The following is a 16,577-nucleotide window of genomic DNA, read 5'->3' on the forward strand; positions in this document are numbered from 1 at the left end:
ATGGCGGCGGCTCCGTTCAGTACAGCGGCAGGTTCAAGCCGAGCAGCTTCTGGAACCCGAACGCGACCGCGATCAGGCCCGCCGAGATCTGCAGGTTGCGCTTCCACGAGTACGACGTTGCCGCCAGCGACGCGACGAGGACCATGAAGACGATCCCGACCGTCATGTTGATCAGCTTGGAGACCAACGCGAAGCCGCACAGCGCAAGCAGGATCAACGCAATGCTCTTGAGGTTGAAGTTCAAGGGCTCGACCCCAACGAAGCGAGAGCGCACGATCGTGATCACCGCGATAACGAATAGAAGACTGCTCACCAGCAGGGGAAACAGACCCGCTCCCGCATGACTGAGGTCGCCTGTTGGGTAGCGCAGTGAGCCCAGGCCAAAGGCCAGGGAGACTGCCGCGAGGCACAGGCCCCGGACGAGGTTTCGGTCGTTCATACACATTCCCTCACATGGAAAAGGTCACCCGCGCCAGGGCGGTCATGGCCGCACTGTGGGATAAGTACAGGGCTGATTGGCGCACCACACTGGTGTCCCGAGGTAGAAATTCGATTCAATATTTCTCTTCACCAATTGGCGACGTACTGGTTGAATAGACCTAAAGAAGGCATAGGGTTTGCATGGCCTCGATCAGGCGGAAATACCCGCCACGCACCATCTGCGTGTCGAAAGAAGCAGAGCGCAAACGTACCACCCTCCCGCCGCGACGCTTCGACCCGCACGTATCGTCCGTAAGCGCAGCGTGCGTGGCTGAACCGTGTTACCCGCAGCGTTGTGGTCCAATTTGCGGCAAACCATTTTTCAACCATCAAACGTAAGGACATCTCAGCAGTGTTCATCTGACTTTCCTTCGACTACGTTCCCCCGGTTCTGCCATGCCCATTTGCAAGCGACGGCCTGGCCCAAAAGCGTTTGCCCTGCTTCGGCAAAATCATCCGAATGCGCCTTGGTGAACCGCGACGGCGCGAAGGCTTTGCACCCAACGTTTTGCTGCGAACTTCTAACTCGGGACACTAGCTCGACAAACATGCGCTTAGCATGGCTGCGCAAAGCACACGTGCGAGCTCGTCCCGCCGTCAGCGCGCGGCGGCACCTCGCGGGCGTTCAGCCCACGAGGCGAGATCTATCCTTGCGGCACCCTCGGATTGAAGGTGATTCGCACGAGGTCGCGCGGGCCCACTACTCCTTCTTTCCGTACGCCTCGGTCCAGGCCTTGATGTCGCCACCGAACGCCGCAATCGTGATCAGCGGGTTCCAGTACTCGCGATACCGCCACAGCTTCCCGTCCTTCATTTGGAAGAATGTCACGTACTTCTGGTCGTATGGTGCATTCGTTCCAATGATGGACCCCTCGATCTCCAACTCCGATATCGCGGTGTTGGGGTCGGCCAGTTGATGAATCCTTGCAGACACGATTCTGGTGATCTTGATCTTGCCCGTAGTCTGCTGGTGATACTCCAGGATGGCGGGCTTGCCCACGTAGACTGACTGGCGGCCCTTCGGCGAATACGGGAACTCCAGTACTGCGTCGTCGGCCCATATCTTGATCCAATCATCGAGCTTGTTCTGAGCCAACAAGAAGATGTAGGCATTCATCAGCTTCAGAAGCTGCGGTGTTACCGGTGTCTCGGCTTCGTACTGCAGTTGAGGCAGCGCAGGCGCCGCCTCGCCGGCCGCCACGGCGCTGGCGGCGGCACCAGCGGTGACTGCGGCAACGGCGACATTTGTGATGAGTTTCTTCATCGCGGATTCTCCAGGTTGAGAGGAAGAGATAACGGTTGGTTGGAGCGTGTTGCTTTGCGCCCAGCCCGTGAGTGGCACCATTGGTCCAAGGACCAACGCCAGGATGCGACACAACGATCGACAACGAGATAGCAGTCCGTGCATGGTTTTACCTGGAGACAATCGGTGCTGAGTCTCTGTTATAACACATTACATGTAGAATGCAACAGCATTGTTGCGGAGGCTATGATCGACTGTCTTGGGTGGGCTCTTGCAAGTCAGGTAACTACGCACTCTTGCGTGCGCCACCCGGCGTTCGATCGGAAACGAAAGGCTTTCGGCCACGCATCGAACTCAATGCCGGACGGCAGGGGGCGACCGCCGCCGGTCCGAGTTGGTCCGACCTGCGCAGAGCCGAATCAGGACATTGACAGGCCCCGGCCGCCCGAGACTCCTCGGCGGCACAATGCCGTCACACCGCGGCCCGAAGAAGAGGCGCCCACCTGGCGGCGAAGCCGTTGAGCGCCGACTTCAAGGCCGCGATATGACGCTGTTCCACCGGCAGCGATACGAAGATGTCACCTCTACTGGCCACGACAACACCCTCTAGCAACAGTTCCAGATGCAGTAGACGCATCAGGCGCGCGCTGATCCTGGGGATGTCTGAAGGGTTCGCCGGTTCGGAGCGGACGAAGTGGACGCTGAACATCGAGCCCTGACCGACGCACCGCATGGGCACGTCAAGCGAGGAAAACATGGCATTGAACTCCAGCCTGATTTCCTCGCAGGCGGCGTCGAACTTATCCGCGCGGCTCGCGGTGAATATTTGCGACAGGCCGGCGAGGCCCGCTGACATCGTGCAGGGATTGTTGTTAAAGGTGCCAGCGTGCCTGAAAGCGTTCGGCGCGGAAGGATCGAACCTCTGCATGAAGTGCTGTCGGCCGCCGAGCGCACCGCAGGGCAGCCCGCCGCCGAGGTACTTTCCCAAGGTCGTGAAGTCGGCCGAGATGCCCAGACGTCCCTGGATGCCGCCGGCGCCGCAGCGCGAGGTCTTGACCTCGTCGAAGATGAGGAGCACGCCTGCGGACGCGGTGGCCTCCCTCAGCGCCCGCAGGAAGCTGGCGGTACCTGGAATGTTGCCTGCAGCGCCCAGGATCGGCTCGACAATCACTGCAGCGAGCGAGTCTGCGTGGCGACCGATAGTTTCTATCGCCCCTTGCGTGTCGTTGTAGGGGACGTACACGTACTCCCAGGGGATGTTGAGCACGCTGGGAGGCGTGGAGAACGCCAGTACGCCCCCGTGATACGCGCCCTCGAACACCAGGATCTTGCGCTTGCCCGACAGCGCGATCGCAGCGGAGAGGGCGAGGATGTTTGCTTCCGTGCCCGAGTTGCAGAAGCGCAGCTGCTCAATGCTCGGGAAGCGCGAGGTGACCAGGTCGGCGAGCGCGACCTCCCGGTCACCAGGCCCGCCCATCACGATGCCTTGGTCAAGCGCGTCGCGAATCGCCTGCTTGATGATCGGGTCGGAGTGTCCATAGAGCCCAGCCGAGAATTCGCCCACGAAGTCGGAGTAGCAGGCGTCATCCACGTCCCAGAGGTCGCTGCCAGCTCCCCTCTTGAAGGTCAGCGGGAAGGGGTCAAAGTGCAGGACAGTCCGCGTGTTGCCACCAGGCATCGACGCTTGTGCGCGTCGGAAAGCCGCGGCGCTGGCCGGACGGCTGTCTATCAGACGTTGGCGAGCAGAGGAGATTGCGCGCTCGAGGTCGTGAGCCACCTCGATGGCCGTTGTGTTGTTCATGATATTATGCGTGTTGTACGAAATAACAGGTAACATGCGACAATGACTCCCATGGATCCCATCGAAAGAAGCGACACCCTGTCGGACAAGGCGTATGAGCGCCTACGTGAAGCCCTGATGTCCGGCGCCTACAAGCCTGGAGACGCCTTGAGCATTCGCGGCTTGGCTGACACCCTTGGCATCAGCGCGACGCCTGCGCGTGACGCAATCAGTCGATTGCTTTGGGAGCGTGGACTGCAAAGCGGGCCTTTTCGGACGGTCCTGGTTCCAAAGCTCACCAAGGAGAGCTTGGGCGACGCGTACGAAGTGCGCCTCAGCCTCGAAGGACTGGCCGCCAGCCTTGCCGCGCCGCGCTACACCGACACCGACGTGGCTGAGCTTGAAGCGATCCACAAGGGCCACGTCAAGGCCGTCAATGGCAGGAACTACCGGGCGGCGCTCGCGGCCAACGAGAGCTTTCACTTTCATATCTACGAGCGCGCCAACAACGAGCTTCTGCTGGAGATCATCCGAGGCGTATGGCTCAAGCTTGGCCCCTCGCTCAATCTCCTCTATCCAAAGTACGTGCAGACGCGGCAGGGCGTCACGCACCACGAGGAGATCGTCTCGGCAATGCGCAAGCGCAATGCCGGCCTTGCGCGCAAGGCCGTTGAGGCTGACCTTCGCACTGGCTTGCAAGAGCTCGTGCAGGCTTTGCAAGAAGAGAGTAGGCTTTGACACCCCCCGGCCTATCGCTGCAGTCATGACGATGCGGCCCATCGACGCGTTGCACGGGTCTCTTCCACGTCTACACGGCCATCCCCGTCGATGCAAACGCCATAGACGTCACGTGCTCGTTCGGGGCTGACCAATCCGCTGCGCACTTGCTCGGCGACTCGCTCCGGGTCACGGCCTAGCGGCGAGCTGAATCCCCCTCCGCCCGGTGTAATCGCGACGACGCTCTCGCCCACGTCCAGGCGAATGGAGGCACTTGGCGGCAATGGCTCAATATGGCCAAGTTGAGTGCGTCGGAACTGAGCGGCCAGTCCTCCGGGTAGCCCACCCCGCACGCCCTGCGGCGCGTTCACACACCCGTCGGCCGAGTAAGTGGCGGTGAACGGCGATGTCGCACGAAACTCGACTCGCAGGCTGCTCGCTCCCGTCCATTCGCCCGCTCCCTCTGTGTCCGGTACGAGTCGCCTCTCCAAGACTTGAATCGGATACAGCAACTCGTCCTGCTCCACGCTATCGATGAAGGCCATGCCGCCATTGCCGACGTGCCCGTATGTGAGCCACGCATCGCCCCAACCCATCGCCGCACCACCAGTGGCGCCTAGAAACAGCTGATTGACGAAGGAGCGCCCAAATCGCTCATCGAATCCTGCGATGACCGACTTGCAGGCCGGCAGGTTTGGTCCAACCTCCGCCATGCCTACCTCAGGACAAGCATCAGCAAAGGCAAGTTGCACCGCAGCGGTCAGTCGATCCGCAACGTTGGTCGTGGCCATGGAGCAACTCGTTGGGTGACGTGGAATCCCTGCAACCGACCCCTCGCGCAACCGAACATCGATCCGCCGGAAGCTTCCCGCGTTCTTGGGGACGTTCTCCTGCAGGCAGTTGAATACCCCCGCAAGGGCCGCTGTGCGAGAGCACGCCTCCGACAGATTGAGCCCACACGGCAGCGCATCAGGCGCCTCGGTCAGGTCAACGCTGATTCGCCCGTTCAACGAGTCCACGGACACGCTGGCGGGCAGCGAGATGCCATTGGGTGGCGTCCCGGGCATGGGGTCGTGCACTGTCGTCGCTCGGCCATTGCCTGTAACGAGGCGACGCACTGCCGCCGCCATTCGCGCCTCTGAGTAGTCCAGCCACTGCCTGGAAAAGGCATCCAACGTTGCCCAGCCCAAGTCGGCAGCCAGCCTCTCGATCTCCTGTGCCCCAATGCGCGCCGCGCCGAGCATCGCCAGGAAGTCGCCATACCATTGGTCTGGCACACGAATGCGCATACGACACATGCGCACGATGTCCTCTACGACGACGCCCCGGTCCTGAACCTTCACCGCCGGGAAGATGAGCGCGCCCTCCTCGTAGACATCGCGCGCCGTCGCCGAGTAGGTCGTCGGAACCGCGTTGCCGATATCGGCCTGGTGCGCCTTGGCGAGTACGGTGAACCGATGCAGGCCGTCTCCGTCGATTACCGGCATCACGATGGTGTGGTCCGCAGGGTGAGAGCAGCCGTGGTAGGGCGAGTTGTGCAGGAAGGCGTCACCACGATGCAGAGCCGGGTGAAAGTCGTGCACGCTACGCGCCATCAGGTCGGGGCCTGAGAGCACGTGGATGGGCAGGCAGTCCGCCGCTGTCAGGAGCTCACAGTCTCTCGTGACAATGCAGCAGGAAAAGTCGCGTGCACGGTTGAGGACGCCTGAACGTCCGGTTCGCAACAGTGTGTTGGCCATCTTCTTGCAGACTCCTTCGAGTCGGCTGTTGATGACACTCAGCTGCGCGCCGTTGAGTTGTGCTTCTTTCATAGATTTCCTGTCGTCGCGGTTTTGCCGTCGACGTGGATCACAAGATTTCCGTCTTCCCGGAGTTCGAACTCCGAGACGTCATCCACGACGATAGATGTGAAGGGAGACTCGACAATGGCAGGGCCGCTGCAGCAGACCCCCACTGAGAGTTGCTCGATGCGATGGACGCGAGCACGTACACGACCTACGCCGATCAGCCCAATGTCGCGCCATTCCAGCGGCGCACCTTGCCCGAGCCAACGTGCCTGCGGCAGCGGTGCGGTTCGCGTCTCGTAGCTCGCGCGTATTGACAGCCCAACAATCTCGACAGGAGAGCCTGGATCGTTGACCGCGTACACGCGCATGTGGGCCGCGTGAAAATCATCCGCGAGACGAGCCACGGCCTCGCCATCCAGGGTCTGCGAGGACACCGGGACTTCGAGTTCCCAAGCCTGGCTCGGGTAGCGCACTTCGGCGTAAAACTGCAACTTGATGGGCTTCGGCGCGGACTTGGAGAATGCCGATGCTTGCTTGCGAAGCCGCTCAAAGACGCTCGTGCTGGCAGCCTCGCTGAACGCGTCGCTGCGCAGATAGCAGGCCGCACGGTACTCGGAGGCAACCTCTGACAGCAGACCACCCGACGCGCTGAGCGCCGCGCCAAGCGCCGGAACCACCAACGTGCGGCAGCCCAGCCGCTTCGCAATATAGATCGAGTTCAGGCCCGCCGCGCCGCCGCCCCCAATGAGTATGGCTGCGGCCGGATCAATCCCCTGGTCTACGCTGATGTCTGCAATGGCCTGCACCATGTTCTCGGTGGCGACGTCCATAATCGCCAAAGCAGCCTCGACCACATTGCAACCCAGCAACCGGGCCACGCGAGCCTCGATGACCTCACGGGCACGCGCTTCATCGAGCGCGATCGTCCCGCCAAGAAAGTACTTGGCATCGATGTAGCCAAGCACAAGTGCTGCGTCAGTGACTGTGGCGCTGTGCTGCTGATGTCCGTAGCAGACGGGACCAGGGTCTGCACCCACGCTCATCGGACCGACATGCAGCAAACCGCCCTCGTCTACCCAGGCGACGCTTCCTCCACCAGCGCCAACGCTCTTGACGTCGACCGACGGAAAGCCCGACATGAAGCCACTGAACGGCTTACCGATCCAGGCCTCGCGCGTAAACGGTACCTCGCCTTTGCGAACCAGGCTGACGTCGTAGGTCGTGCCGCCGGTGTCGGCCACGATGACGTCGCGCCCGGCGCTAAGGCCCTGGGTAAAGTAGCGCCCCGCGACCGGGGCCATCGCGGGTCCTGAGTTGATTGCCCGAATTGGCGCCTGCGCCACCTCCTCGGCAGAACACATTGCGCCCTGCGACGTCACCACCATGAGCGGCCCTGTGTAGCCGCCTCCTCGCAGTCTTTCCTCCATCCCGCCGAGATACCGGCTCATCACTGGCTTGAGCGACGCGTCGATGCAGGCGGAGGTTGCTCGCCTGAACTCGCGGATCGTCGGATTGAGCTCGTGCGAGAGTGTCACCGCCACGCCAGGCAGCATCTCCTTTAACATGGCTCCGACCCGCAGCTCATGCGCCGGGTTGGCAACGGACCAAAGAAGGCAGACTGCCACGGCCTCAACGCCTGCGGCACGCAGGTCGGCAATCACCTCATGCACGCGCGCCTCGTCGAAGGGCGCGATCTCACTGCCCCGCCAATCGATGCGACCGGGAATCTCGAACGTCAGGTGACGCGGTACATACGGCGCTGGAAACGGAGTGTTGTGGTCAAAGGGGTCGGCGCGGCCTCCTTCCCTCAGCGTGAGGACGTCAGGGTGACCCGCGCTTGTCAGCATTGCCGTCAATGCAGTGCGTCTGGTGATGATTGCGTTGATTGCATGGGTCGTTCCGTGAACGAACAGCTCGGTTTCCTGAAGAAGCTGTGCGCTGCTGCATTCGTAGCTCCTGGCGGCCAGCTCTATCGCCGCCAGCACCCCCGCCGCTGGATCCGACGGTACCGTCGGTGCCTTGAACATGCGGACATCGCTTGCTTGTTCCTCGATAACCAGGTCTGTGAAGGTCCCTCCCGTATCGGTCGAGATGACGAATCGCTTCCGACTGAGCTCGCCCTGATTCATGTGTTACTCCTCCTTCATGGCGATGCCAGCGGCACGCCCTTCGTCAACTGAGATCACTGCGCCGAAGATGCCCCTAACGCGGCCATCGGACAGGAACAACGCGGTCTCGGCGATTTCTTCCGGTGGCGTGAACGCCCGGGCGCTCGGTGTGATTGACTGAATCCAATCCCGGCGACCCTGATGCTCGGACGCGGTCCGGATTGCCGCGTTCATGGGAGTTGCCGTATTGCCCGGTGCTATCGCGTTCATCGCCACGTTGAACTGAGCGAGCTCCAGGCCAGCGGACTTGGTGAACGCCACGACAGCGGCCTTAGTAGTCGAATACAGCGAATAACCTGCAGTTGGGACAAGTGCCGCAATCGAAGCGATGTTGACAATCCGGCCTGACCTGCGAGCGATCATTCCCGGCACAACCGCCGAAACTGTGTGAATGACACCTTTGAGATTCACGTCGATCATGTCGTCGATCTGCTCGGGTGTCAGCGAGCCGATTGGTGTCGGGTACCAGACACCAGCGGAGTTGACCAGGATGTCGACGGGTCCCATGCGCTGCCCCACATCTGCCACGAGAGAGGCCACGGCCTTCGCGGACTTGACGTCCACCACGAAGCCTTCACATGCAGCCTGCGCCGTGCCAATCTCGCGCGCAACCGCGCGGGCCTTCTCCAGGTTCTGGTTGCCGACGATCGCGACCGACGCGCCTTCCGACAAGAATCGCTCCGCAATGGCACGGCCGATGCCGGACGATCCCCCGGTCACGAGCGCAACCTTTCCCTTCAATCCATCGCCGCCGCGCATACTCATCGGCAGGTTCCTCCAAGTTGCTCGGCGAACCAGTCACCAAAGACGTCCGAGCCGAGATAGCGGTTGTCCAACTGACAGTGAGCAGCGCCACCGTCTTCCTTGGTGAAGATCTTGAGCGTCTTGACCTTCGACGCAGCTTCGTCGTACGTACGCTGAGCATGGTCCAGCGGCACTTGCCTGTCGTCGGCGCCGTGGGTGACAAGCAGCGGGCAAGTCACGCGGGGCATCACGTCACGGAGGTTCATGCGCCTGGCAATAGCCAAGCACTCCTCCGGCGTCTGGACGCCGAAGCACCACAGGGCGTGCTCGAGTACGGCAGGAACTGAGTCGGCTCCATCCGTCGCGTTCGCGCGCCTGGCAGACAGCTCGCCAAAATCGTAGAGCGCACCCCAGCATGCCACGGCGCGGATGCGAGGCTCGTACGCGGCGGCGCGCGGTGCGAAGTAGCCGCCCATACTGATGCCGGCGAGGCCGATACGATTGGCGTCAACGTCGCTACGCGTGCAGGCGTAGTCGACGATAGCCCTCACGTAGTTCTCCGTTTCGACTTCTGCGGTGAGCCCGCGCTCTCGGATCGCCTGCCCTGCGCCAGGCTGGTCGACAATCAATACCGACAGCCCCCTGCGCGAGTAGCCCTCCAGGTAGGGATACTGTGACTCCTTGACCGAGTCGAAGCCCTGCAGATGAATGACCATCGGACGCGGTCCCGGCCCCTCGCCAGGCACGAAGAGTGCCGGCATCGAGCTGGCCTTGTAGGGGATGTCCACAAACTCGACCGGGTCTCGGTTGAGCACCCGTGCCTTTTTGTAGGCGACCAGCGACTTACCGTAGGTGGCGAGACGCTGTGGATCGCGGTGACTGAGCATCCGCTCCGCTTTCAAATAGTACATCGACGCCCGGTGATAGCGGCGCGCTGCTGAAAAGTAGTGCCCCTTTGCTTCTTCCGTCTGCGCCAGGCCCACCATGTGGTCGCCGAGTTCGGCGAACGCGCAGTGCCACCGTTGACTTGCCTCCACAGCCTCGATGGACTGATAGGGCTTGAGCCTGCGCAGTGTTGGTTCGAACTCGGGGAAGTTGCCTGCCTCCTCTGCTAGCGTGGTCGCTGCGAGGTTCCAGGCATAGTTGCTTTCGAAGTATTCGATCATAGGTATCTCTGACTAGCCCATTTAGTTGGCCGTGCTCACTACGCCCAAGCCAATGATTTCTCGCGCTTCGTCCGGCGAAGCCAGTTGTCCGCCGAGCTCACGTACTATCCGCGCGGCCTTCTCCACCAGTTCTTCATTGCCACGCGTCAACTCACCCTTGGCCACGTAGATGTTGTCTTCCATGCCCACGCGCACGTGCCCTCCCAGAAGGAACGACTGGGCAACGATCGGGAACGAGTGCCGGCCAATACCGAAAGCTGCCCACGCAACGTTCGTCGGGAGCATGCCAAGTGCATACAGCAGAGTCCGTGCGCTCGAATCAAAGCCCCACCGACTGCCCAGCACGATCTGCACCATGCAGTCCTCGGGAATCGCCCCGGACCGGATGAGGGAGCTGGCCAGGTGAATGTCGCCGCTGTCGAAGAGCTCAAGCTCTGCTCGCGTTCCCACGGAACGGATGAGCTCCGCCATGCGTGCCACGCTCGCGGGCGCGTTGATCACAGCGGAATCCCCTGACCACATGGTGTTGAGATCGAGTGTGCAGACCTCGGGACGCAACTCGAGGATGTGCTCCACGCGACGCTCCGGCAGCATCAGCGTTGTTCCCGGGCCAGCTATCGCCGGGTCTTCAAGACCTGGCACGTAGCGCTGCCCTGGACCAGTGGTCAGGTTGATGATGATGTCGCATCCAGAGTCACGCACACGATCCATCACCTCACGGTAGTGCTCGACTTCCATGCTTGGGCGCCCATCCGGGTGCCGCACGTGGATGTGTGCAATGGCTGCGCCAGCGCGAGCGGAGGCAACTACCTCCTTCGCAATCTGCCGGGGCGTACACGGCAAGCCCGGATGCTGCTCGAGCTTCGTGATGTTGCCAGTGACCGCAACCGTGAGAATCGTCTTCTTGGCAGCCGAGCTCATTCGATGTGAATTCCGAGAGGTGGAAGCGTACGTCTGTACTGCGCGATCTCCTCGGCGACGTAGGTGCGGAACTGCTGCGGACCCATGTTGACGACTTCGCTTCCGTTGTCGGTCACGAACTTCACGTAACTTGGGACCTGTTGCGCCTTGTGCAAGCTCTCTGACAACCGCTGCACAACCGCCGGTGGCAGATTCGGTGGCCCGAAAATGCCGCTCCAGGCAGGCAGATCTGCATTGATACCGAACTCGCCAAAAGTGGGGACGTCCGGCAACTGAGCGACTCTCTTTGCCGAAGAAATTCCCAGTGCGCGCAACCGACCGTCCTTCAGGTACTGCATGACGGTGCCTGATCCTTGGAAGGACGAGTCGATGACCCCAGCAAAAAGGTCGGTGAAAGGCGTTCCCTTGTAAGGGACGTGCGTGAGGTCGATGTTGGCTGCCTTGCAGAACAGAGATCCCATGACGTGGCTGCTGCCGCCAACACCCGACGATCCGAAAGTCAGCTTCCCCGGATCCTTCTTCGCTGCGTCCAAGAACTGCTTGAGCGTCTTGAACCGCGAGTTGGGCCCCACGACGAGCACCCAACCTGGCGTGCGCGTGAGCATCGCTAGGGGCGTGAAGCCGTTGAGCGAGTCGTACGGCAGCTTCTTCATGAGTACGGCGTTAGTGGTGTGGCCACCCGTTGTGTATAGGATGGTGTTGCCGTCTGCTGCCGCGCGTGCAACTTCCTGCGACCCGATCACGGTCGCACCACCGGCCCTGTTCTCGACGATGACCGTCAGCCCAGCCGCCTCGGTCAACGCATTGCCGAGCGCACGCGCCGCCGCATCCGCGCCCGAGCCCGCGTTGAACGGGACAATGATGCGCAGGAGCGTCGCGCGGTCTTGCGCATAGCTCGGGAGCATTGGCCCGAGCACACCGAGCACACCGAGCTGGATGAGACGCCTTCGATTCAGTACACGATCACGCATTTGGATTCCCTTTTCCGTTGCATGTTGTCTGTTATAACACAGCGCAGGCAGAGGCGCAAGCGATCCACGTCCGACTTCGAAAGAGCGAACTTCTCCACCAAATAGATCGCCCGGTCGGGTTCTGTCGCGATAACGCGATGGGGCAAGATCTCCGAATGAAAAATCTGCCAGAAGCCCCGGTCAAGGAGGAACGGATTTCGCGAAAGGCCGTGCTGGCTGCTGCTCGCACCAGCCTCGAAAACACGGGTTTAGATGCCTGACCTCGACTTATCGGGACTCGCCAAGACGCAGCGGGGCGAACACGGCGATAGAGGCATCGGCTATCGCGCTCTAAATGGCTGTAGTGGCGCCACGACCGGCCATTCGGTGGCACCGGACGATTGTCTCTTCGTGGCCGAATTCGGTCCCGTGAACATGTACGAAACCGATCGATTCGGTACATCCCTTGTCACATATGTACGAAAGTAAGTGTTTCGTAGTATCGTACGGCATTCAATAATCGTACGTCGGTTTCGTACACCTTAGAGAGCCGGATGTCGCGAAATTTCATTTATGCCCGCGTCAGCACCGCAGATCAAAACACCGAAAACCAAGTACGCGAAATAGCGGCGGCTGGCTTTGCGGTAGATAAGCGACGCATCGTCACCGAAAACATTAGCGGCAGCGTCACGGCCAGCGAGCGTCCACAATTCGCTCGTCTGCTGGATCGACTTGAACCAGGCGATGTGCTCATTGTCACGAAGCTTGATCGCCTCGGCCGTAATGCGATGGACGTACGCTCGACGGTGGAGCGCCTCGCGATTGATGACGTTCGCGTCCATTGTCTCGCTCTTGGAGGCGTGGACCTAACAAGTGCCGCCGGGAAGATGACCATGAGCGTTCTCATCGCGGTTGCAGAGTTCGAGCGTGACTTGCTAATCGAACGTACTCACGCCGGGATCGCGCGCGCCCGTGCAGAAGGAACGGTGATGGGACGCCCTCCGGCATTGACGGCTATGCAGCAGGCCGAAGTCATGCAGCGTTTGGCAGCGGGCGAATCCGTCTCTCAGCTCGCGCGCGATTACGCCACAACGCGGCAATCCATCATGCGAGTAAGGCGAAAGGCAGAGCCGGTCTGACGTTATGCGTCAAATAGCGCTGAAATTTTCCCGCCATTTATCGCCGAAGATCACAGCTACGCCCCTGCAAGCAGCTTAGCGTACGATTTTTTCCGAATTCTGAGAGGACCCCTATACCGTTGTTCGAAAACATGAAGGCGGACAGTAGACAACTGGCATTCGAAATCGGGGATCTCGAAGTCGCGAATCGCGATAGCATCTACGCGGACTTCGTCCGCAAACGACGAAACATTTTTATCGCCAGCGTGGGTGTATCCGTGCTCGCGTCAATAATGGGTGTGCTCGTCTTCGTCTACGACAGGAGACGCCGCGCGTTTGTCGCACAACAGGCCGCGGCGCTTGCGGCAGAGCAGCGGGCGAACCACGCGGCAGCCGAATCCATCAACGCAAAAAACGCCTTTCTGGGCGCTGTGGGACATGAGTTGCGGACCCCGCTTCAGTCCATCACGTCATCTATAGAACTGCTGGTAGCCAGTAACAAGGATGAGGCGGTTGCACGGGTAATGAACCGTCTTGATCGAGCCGCCAGACAGCTGGAGTCACAGATGCGTGACCTGACCGACTACGCTCGACTTGATTCGGGAAAACTGGCGCTTCGTCCGGCAACGTTTGATGCGGCCGAAGTTCTCTACAGTGTCTGCGATGACATGCTGCCACTGGCCACCGGCAAGGGGCTTGAGCTGACAGTTGGTGTCGACATTGACGCAGACGAGTACATCGCGGATGCGGCACGCCTGCGCCAAATTATCGTTAATCTGATTTCCAATGCCATCAAATACACGCACGAAGGAATTGTCGACGTTGCAATGACATCGAGTTCGACTCGGGGCCGCGCGATCCTAAATGTGAGCGTCAGCGACAGTGGCGTCGGTATTCCCGCCGATAGCATTGAGGACATATTCAAGGCTTTTACACAGATCAAGCCTGATGGCGCAGCCCGTCAGGAGGGTGTCGGTATGGGTCTCGCGATCGTCAAGGGTCTAGTCGACCTGATGGGTGGAGAGATCAGAGTAAGTAGCGAAGTCGGGCGAGGCACTGCGTTTGTCGCGTCGCTCCCTGTCATGCCCGCCGGGCCAACACTCAGCACACCATACCGTAGCCCTCCGATGACCACCGGCGGCAAGCGGCTCCGCGCCATGATCGTAGACGATCAGGAATTCGCTCGTGAGGGTATCCGTGATTTACTTGTGATGCTGGACTATGAATGCAGCGTTGCTGCCGATGGCAATGAGGCTTTGAGTAATCTTGCCCAGATTCGCCACGATGTCCTTCTGCTTGATGTCCAGATGCCCGGCATGGATGGACCTGAGCTTGCACGGAGGCTTCGCGCGAGGCCGGGACCCAATCAGCTTACGCCAATCATATGGGTCAGCGCCATGGTGCCGGAGACGGCTATGGCATCAGCGACCGCTAGCCTTCATCATTTCTTGATGAAACCCGTGCGGGTCGATAGTTTAAGAAGCGTGCTTGGCGAGGCGCTCCGGAACAATCCTGTCGACACAGTCTGAACTGTCACCGGAAGCGCAGAAATCTGATACTGCACTCGCTTGCTCGGACCGCGTGGAACGGCTGACCGGTAACCGGCCGTGGCCGCCGGACCGCCCCTTTTACATTTTTCCGGGATAAGCGCTACACTAGACACTGTATATCTATACAGTTGTCTTGCCCCATGAGCGCCCTACCGCGTCACCCCGAAGACATTCACCCCGCGCTGTGGACCTATACCCTGACGATGCATAGTTTGTGGCTTGCACGTGCAAAAGCCTCGTGCGGCAAGACTTTCGTGTAGGTTTGTATTTCGACGTATCACTACATCGAAATACATCGTTCTGGGTGCGCACCGGTGAGCTTCGCTACTGGACCGTGTTCTTGACAGGGTAGCTAGGCCTCGAAGAAGTCACCAAATCGGCTGAGTGCGGCCACTTTTAGACCTTCAACGTCGGCGCATCAACGGCTCCTGCGCGGCCACAAGCGAACTCAGGGTGCGGCGGCATGAGTGGCGGGCGTGCTATGCCACGTCTTGCTCGAACCGGCACGGACCTCGAACAGCGATAAGTTGACGTTGTGCGTCCCTCGTGTCAGCCCCGCGTGGCAGCCGTACGTCATGGGCAATCTGCAACAGAAAGTGTTAGGTAGCGCACAGTCACGTGTGCAGCGGAATCCCATGATCCGTCTGACGGTTTCCTCAGACAGACTACTGCACTTCCCTGTCGTGGCTTTGCTATGGCTAAGCCGGCACGAGCAATCAAAAAGAACAAGGTCAGCGGGAGTGCCATTCCAGATTGCAGCCTCGGTTCCCGTGAACGAGCGAGGACATCTTGGGCAATGTTGCCGCCGACCGTACGATGCCGTGGCATGCCATGAGAGCGGACAGTAGGCGAAATCGACTTCCAGAGGCGTGGTTAGGAGGTATACGTCCAAGAGGATAACTGTGCACGAGGCTCTTGCGGAATTTGTGCGTCAACTGCGTCCCGGAGCGAGACATGAAGACGATAGGCAGGCTATCAGCAATTGCGGCCCTCGCAAGCCTTAGTGGGTCACTTATCTCGGCATCCGCCCTCGCCCAAGCGCCACAAGCCATTATCACTTGGGGGCCTGAAGGCTCTCCCTACGTGCTCTCGTCTTACGATTGTTCCAAGAATAACGTCGCCCTAATTTTGGTTCAAGGCCAAATAGAACTGCGACATCCGGCCGATTCCGATACGGCATCTTCTCCGCCAGAGATTTCCATCAGATGCGACAAGCTCCAGTTCAGCAAAGACTCGAAGATTGTCACGAAGGCTGCTCTGTTCATCCGAGCGGAGACGTCCATCAGTGGGTACGTCACCATAGAGACCACGCGAGCTACCAAAGGGGCGGACGGCGTGATCGATCCTCGCATTTACGACACTATTATTGCTCCGGATGGTGGGAACGGCTCCAACGGTGGCAAGGGGCGCAACGCTGAGACAGATCCCAAAGGTGATTGGGGTAGCGACCGCGGCGAAAACGGTGGTGCGGGCGGACGCGGAACTGACGGCATAGTCGGTGCAGATGCCGCCGCCGGTCGCCGCGGGACAAACGGCGCGACAGTGACACTCAAGGCCGGAACGTACGACGGGGGAACCGTCGTTACCATTAGTAGTCCTGGCGGCGACGGCGGCACAGGCAAGCGTGGCGGTCAAGGTCGATTCGGCGGGAAAGGTGGGAATGGCGGAGCCGGCGGAGATGGGGGAAATGCCAACGAAGTCCACTCCGCCAGCAGTGGTGGCGATGGCGGAAATGGAGGTGATGGCGGCAACGGCGGAAATGGCGGTCGTGGCGGTGACGGCGGCGATGGCGGCGATGGCGGCGACATCTCGATGCTGTTGATTGTCAAAGATCCCTCAAAGCCGGGCAATCCTCCTGCCGACTGGACAATGGCCAACGAGGGTGGTCGAGGCGGAGAGCCAGGAATTGGCGGTGCGCCTGGTGCCGGAGGGGGGGGTGGAAACGGCGGTGTC

The 16,577-nt window shown here is 60.6% G+C and carries 13 protein-coding genes; 4 read left to right on the plus strand and 9 right to left on the minus strand.

Annotated elements, in window-relative coordinates:
* Positions 1 to 16 precede the first annotated feature (16 nt).
* From M0D67_RS30365 to M0D67_RS30380, 3 genes are all read right to left on the minus strand, one after another.
* A complete protein-coding gene (locus tag M0D67_RS30365) occupies positions 17 to 439 on the minus strand; it encodes a tripartite tricarboxylate transporter TctB family protein (RefSeq protein ID WP_266240791.1) in 423 nt (140 codons plus the stop codon).
* Between the two features lie 741 nt (positions 440 to 1,180).
* Positions 1,181 to 1,744, minus strand: a complete 564-nt coding sequence (locus M0D67_RS30375; protein WP_266240793.1) for a nuclear transport factor 2 family protein — start codon at positions 1,742 to 1,744, stop codon at positions 1,181 to 1,183.
* A 451-nt stretch (positions 1,745 to 2,195) separates the two neighbouring features.
* A complete protein-coding gene (locus M0D67_RS30380) occupies positions 2,196 to 3,524 on the minus strand; it encodes an aspartate aminotransferase family protein (protein ID WP_266240794.1) in 1,329 nt (442 codons plus the stop codon).
* A 51-nt stretch (positions 3,525 to 3,575) separates the two neighbouring features.
* On the opposite strand from M0D67_RS30380, the gene M0D67_RS30385 reads away from it, so the two are divergent.
* The gene (locus tag M0D67_RS30385; RefSeq protein ID WP_266240795.1) at positions 3,576 to 4,241 is read left to right on the plus strand and encodes a GntR family transcriptional regulator; all 666 of its coding nucleotides are present in this window, start codon (positions 3,576 to 3,578) and stop codon (positions 4,239 to 4,241) included.
* A 23-nt stretch (positions 4,242 to 4,264) separates the two neighbouring features.
* Here the strand turns inward: M0D67_RS30385 and M0D67_RS30390 are convergent, their stop codons facing one another.
* Genes M0D67_RS30390 through M0D67_RS30415 form a run of 6 tightly spaced genes read right to left on the minus strand, consistent with a single transcriptional unit; the run spans position 4,265 to position 11,932 of the window.
* Positions 4,265 to 6,031, minus strand: coding sequence for a hydantoinase B/oxoprolinase family protein (locus tag M0D67_RS30390; protein ID WP_266240796.1), 1,767 nt, complete (start codon positions 6,029 to 6,031; stop codon positions 4,265 to 4,267).
* Positions 6,028 to 8,136 (minus strand): hydantoinase/oxoprolinase family protein, encoded by a 2,109-nt coding sequence (locus M0D67_RS30395; protein ID WP_266240797.1) that lies wholly within the window; start codon positions 8,134 to 8,136, stop codon positions 6,028 to 6,030. The genes M0D67_RS30390 and M0D67_RS30395 overlap by 4 nt, the downstream gene beginning before the upstream one ends.
* Positions 8,137 to 8,139: 3 nt before the next feature.
* Positions 8,140 to 8,934: an SDR family NAD(P)-dependent oxidoreductase gene (locus M0D67_RS30400; RefSeq protein ID WP_266240798.1), complete on the minus strand. Its 795-nt coding sequence runs from the start codon at positions 8,932 to 8,934 to the stop codon at positions 8,140 to 8,142.
* A 2-nt stretch (positions 8,935 to 8,936) separates the two neighbouring features.
* Positions 8,937 to 10,085: a S9 family peptidase gene (locus M0D67_RS30405; protein WP_266240799.1), complete on the minus strand. Its 1,149-nt coding sequence runs from the start codon at positions 10,083 to 10,085 to the stop codon at positions 8,937 to 8,939.
* Between the two features lie 21 nt (positions 10,086 to 10,106).
* On the minus strand, positions 10,107 to 11,006 hold the full coding sequence (locus tag M0D67_RS30410; RefSeq protein ID WP_266240800.1) for a 3-keto-5-aminohexanoate cleavage protein: 900 nt from the start codon (positions 11,004 to 11,006) through the stop codon (positions 10,107 to 10,109).
* On the minus strand, positions 11,003 to 11,932 hold the full coding sequence (locus tag M0D67_RS30415) for a tripartite tricarboxylate transporter substrate binding protein (RefSeq protein WP_266240801.1): 930 nt from the start codon (positions 11,930 to 11,932) through the stop codon (positions 11,003 to 11,005). Before M0D67_RS30415 ends, M0D67_RS30410 begins: the two co-directional genes overlap by 4 nt.
* Positions 11,933 to 12,510: 578 nt before the next feature.
* Between M0D67_RS30415 and M0D67_RS30420 the strand changes: the two genes are divergently transcribed.
* The 3 genes from M0D67_RS30420 to M0D67_RS30430 all read left to right on the plus strand — a co-directional run bounded on the left by M0D67_RS30420 (position 12,511) and on the right by M0D67_RS30430 (position 16,446).
* Positions 12,511 to 13,095, plus strand: a complete 585-nt coding sequence (locus M0D67_RS30420) for a recombinase family protein (RefSeq protein WP_266240802.1) — start codon at positions 12,511 to 12,513, stop codon at positions 13,093 to 13,095.
* Positions 13,096 to 13,214: 119 nt separating this feature from the next.
* The gene (locus M0D67_RS30425) at positions 13,215 to 14,603 is read left to right on the plus strand and encodes an ATP-binding protein (RefSeq protein ID WP_266240803.1); all 1,389 of its coding nucleotides are present in this window, start codon (positions 13,215 to 13,217) and stop codon (positions 14,601 to 14,603) included.
* A gap of 1,708 nt (positions 14,604 to 16,311) precedes the next feature.
* Positions 16,312 to 16,446, plus strand: a complete 135-nt coding sequence (locus M0D67_RS30430; protein WP_266240804.1) for a hypothetical protein — start codon at positions 16,312 to 16,314, stop codon at positions 16,444 to 16,446.
* Positions 16,447 to 16,577: the final 131 nt, after the last annotated feature.

The organism is Paraburkholderia sp. SECH4 (genome assembly GCF_030511745.1).
Taxonomy (GTDB): Bacteria; Pseudomonadota; Gammaproteobacteria; order Burkholderiales; family Burkholderiaceae; genus Paraburkholderia; species Paraburkholderia madseniana.

Bases quoted from the DNA above. Each gene is read 5' to 3' on its own strand.
- M0D67_RS30400 (WP_266240798.1), bottom strand. From the start codon at position 8,934: ATGCGCGGCGGCGATGGATTGAAGGGAAAGGTTGCGCTCGTGACCGGG.
- M0D67_RS30410 (WP_266240800.1), bottom strand. From the start codon at position 11,006: ATGAGCTCGGCTGCCAAGAAGACGATTCTCACGGTTGCGGTCACTGGC.
- M0D67_RS30385 (WP_266240795.1), top strand. From the start codon at position 3,576: ATGGATCCCATCGAAAGAAGCGACACCCTGTCGGACAAGGCGTATGAG.
- M0D67_RS30405 (WP_266240799.1), bottom strand. From the start codon at position 10,085: ATGATCGAATACTTCGAAAGCAACTATGCCTGGAACCTCGCAGCGACC.
- M0D67_RS30420 (WP_266240802.1), top strand. From the start codon at position 12,511: ATGTCGCGAAATTTCATTTATGCCCGCGTCAGCACCGCAGATCAAAAC.
- M0D67_RS30365 (WP_266240791.1), bottom strand. From the start codon at position 439: ATGAACGACCGAAACCTCGTCCGGGGCCTGTGCCTCGCGGCAGTCTCC.
- M0D67_RS30380 (WP_266240794.1), bottom strand. From the start codon at position 3,524: ATGAACAACACAACGGCCATCGAGGTGGCTCACGACCTCGAGCGCGCA.
- M0D67_RS30430 (WP_266240804.1), top strand. From the start codon at position 16,312: ATGCCAACGAAGTCCACTCCGCCAGCAGTGGTGGCGATGGCGGAAATG.
- M0D67_RS30375 (WP_266240793.1), bottom strand. From the start codon at position 1,744: ATGAAGAAACTCATCACAAATGTCGCCGTTGCCGCAGTCACCGCTGGT.
- M0D67_RS30390 (WP_266240796.1), bottom strand. From the start codon at position 6,031: ATGAAAGAAGCACAACTCAACGGCGCGCAGCTGAGTGTCATCAACAGC.
- M0D67_RS30395 (WP_266240797.1), bottom strand. From the start codon at position 8,136: ATGAATCAGGGCGAGCTCAGTCGGAAGCGATTCGTCATCTCGACCGAT.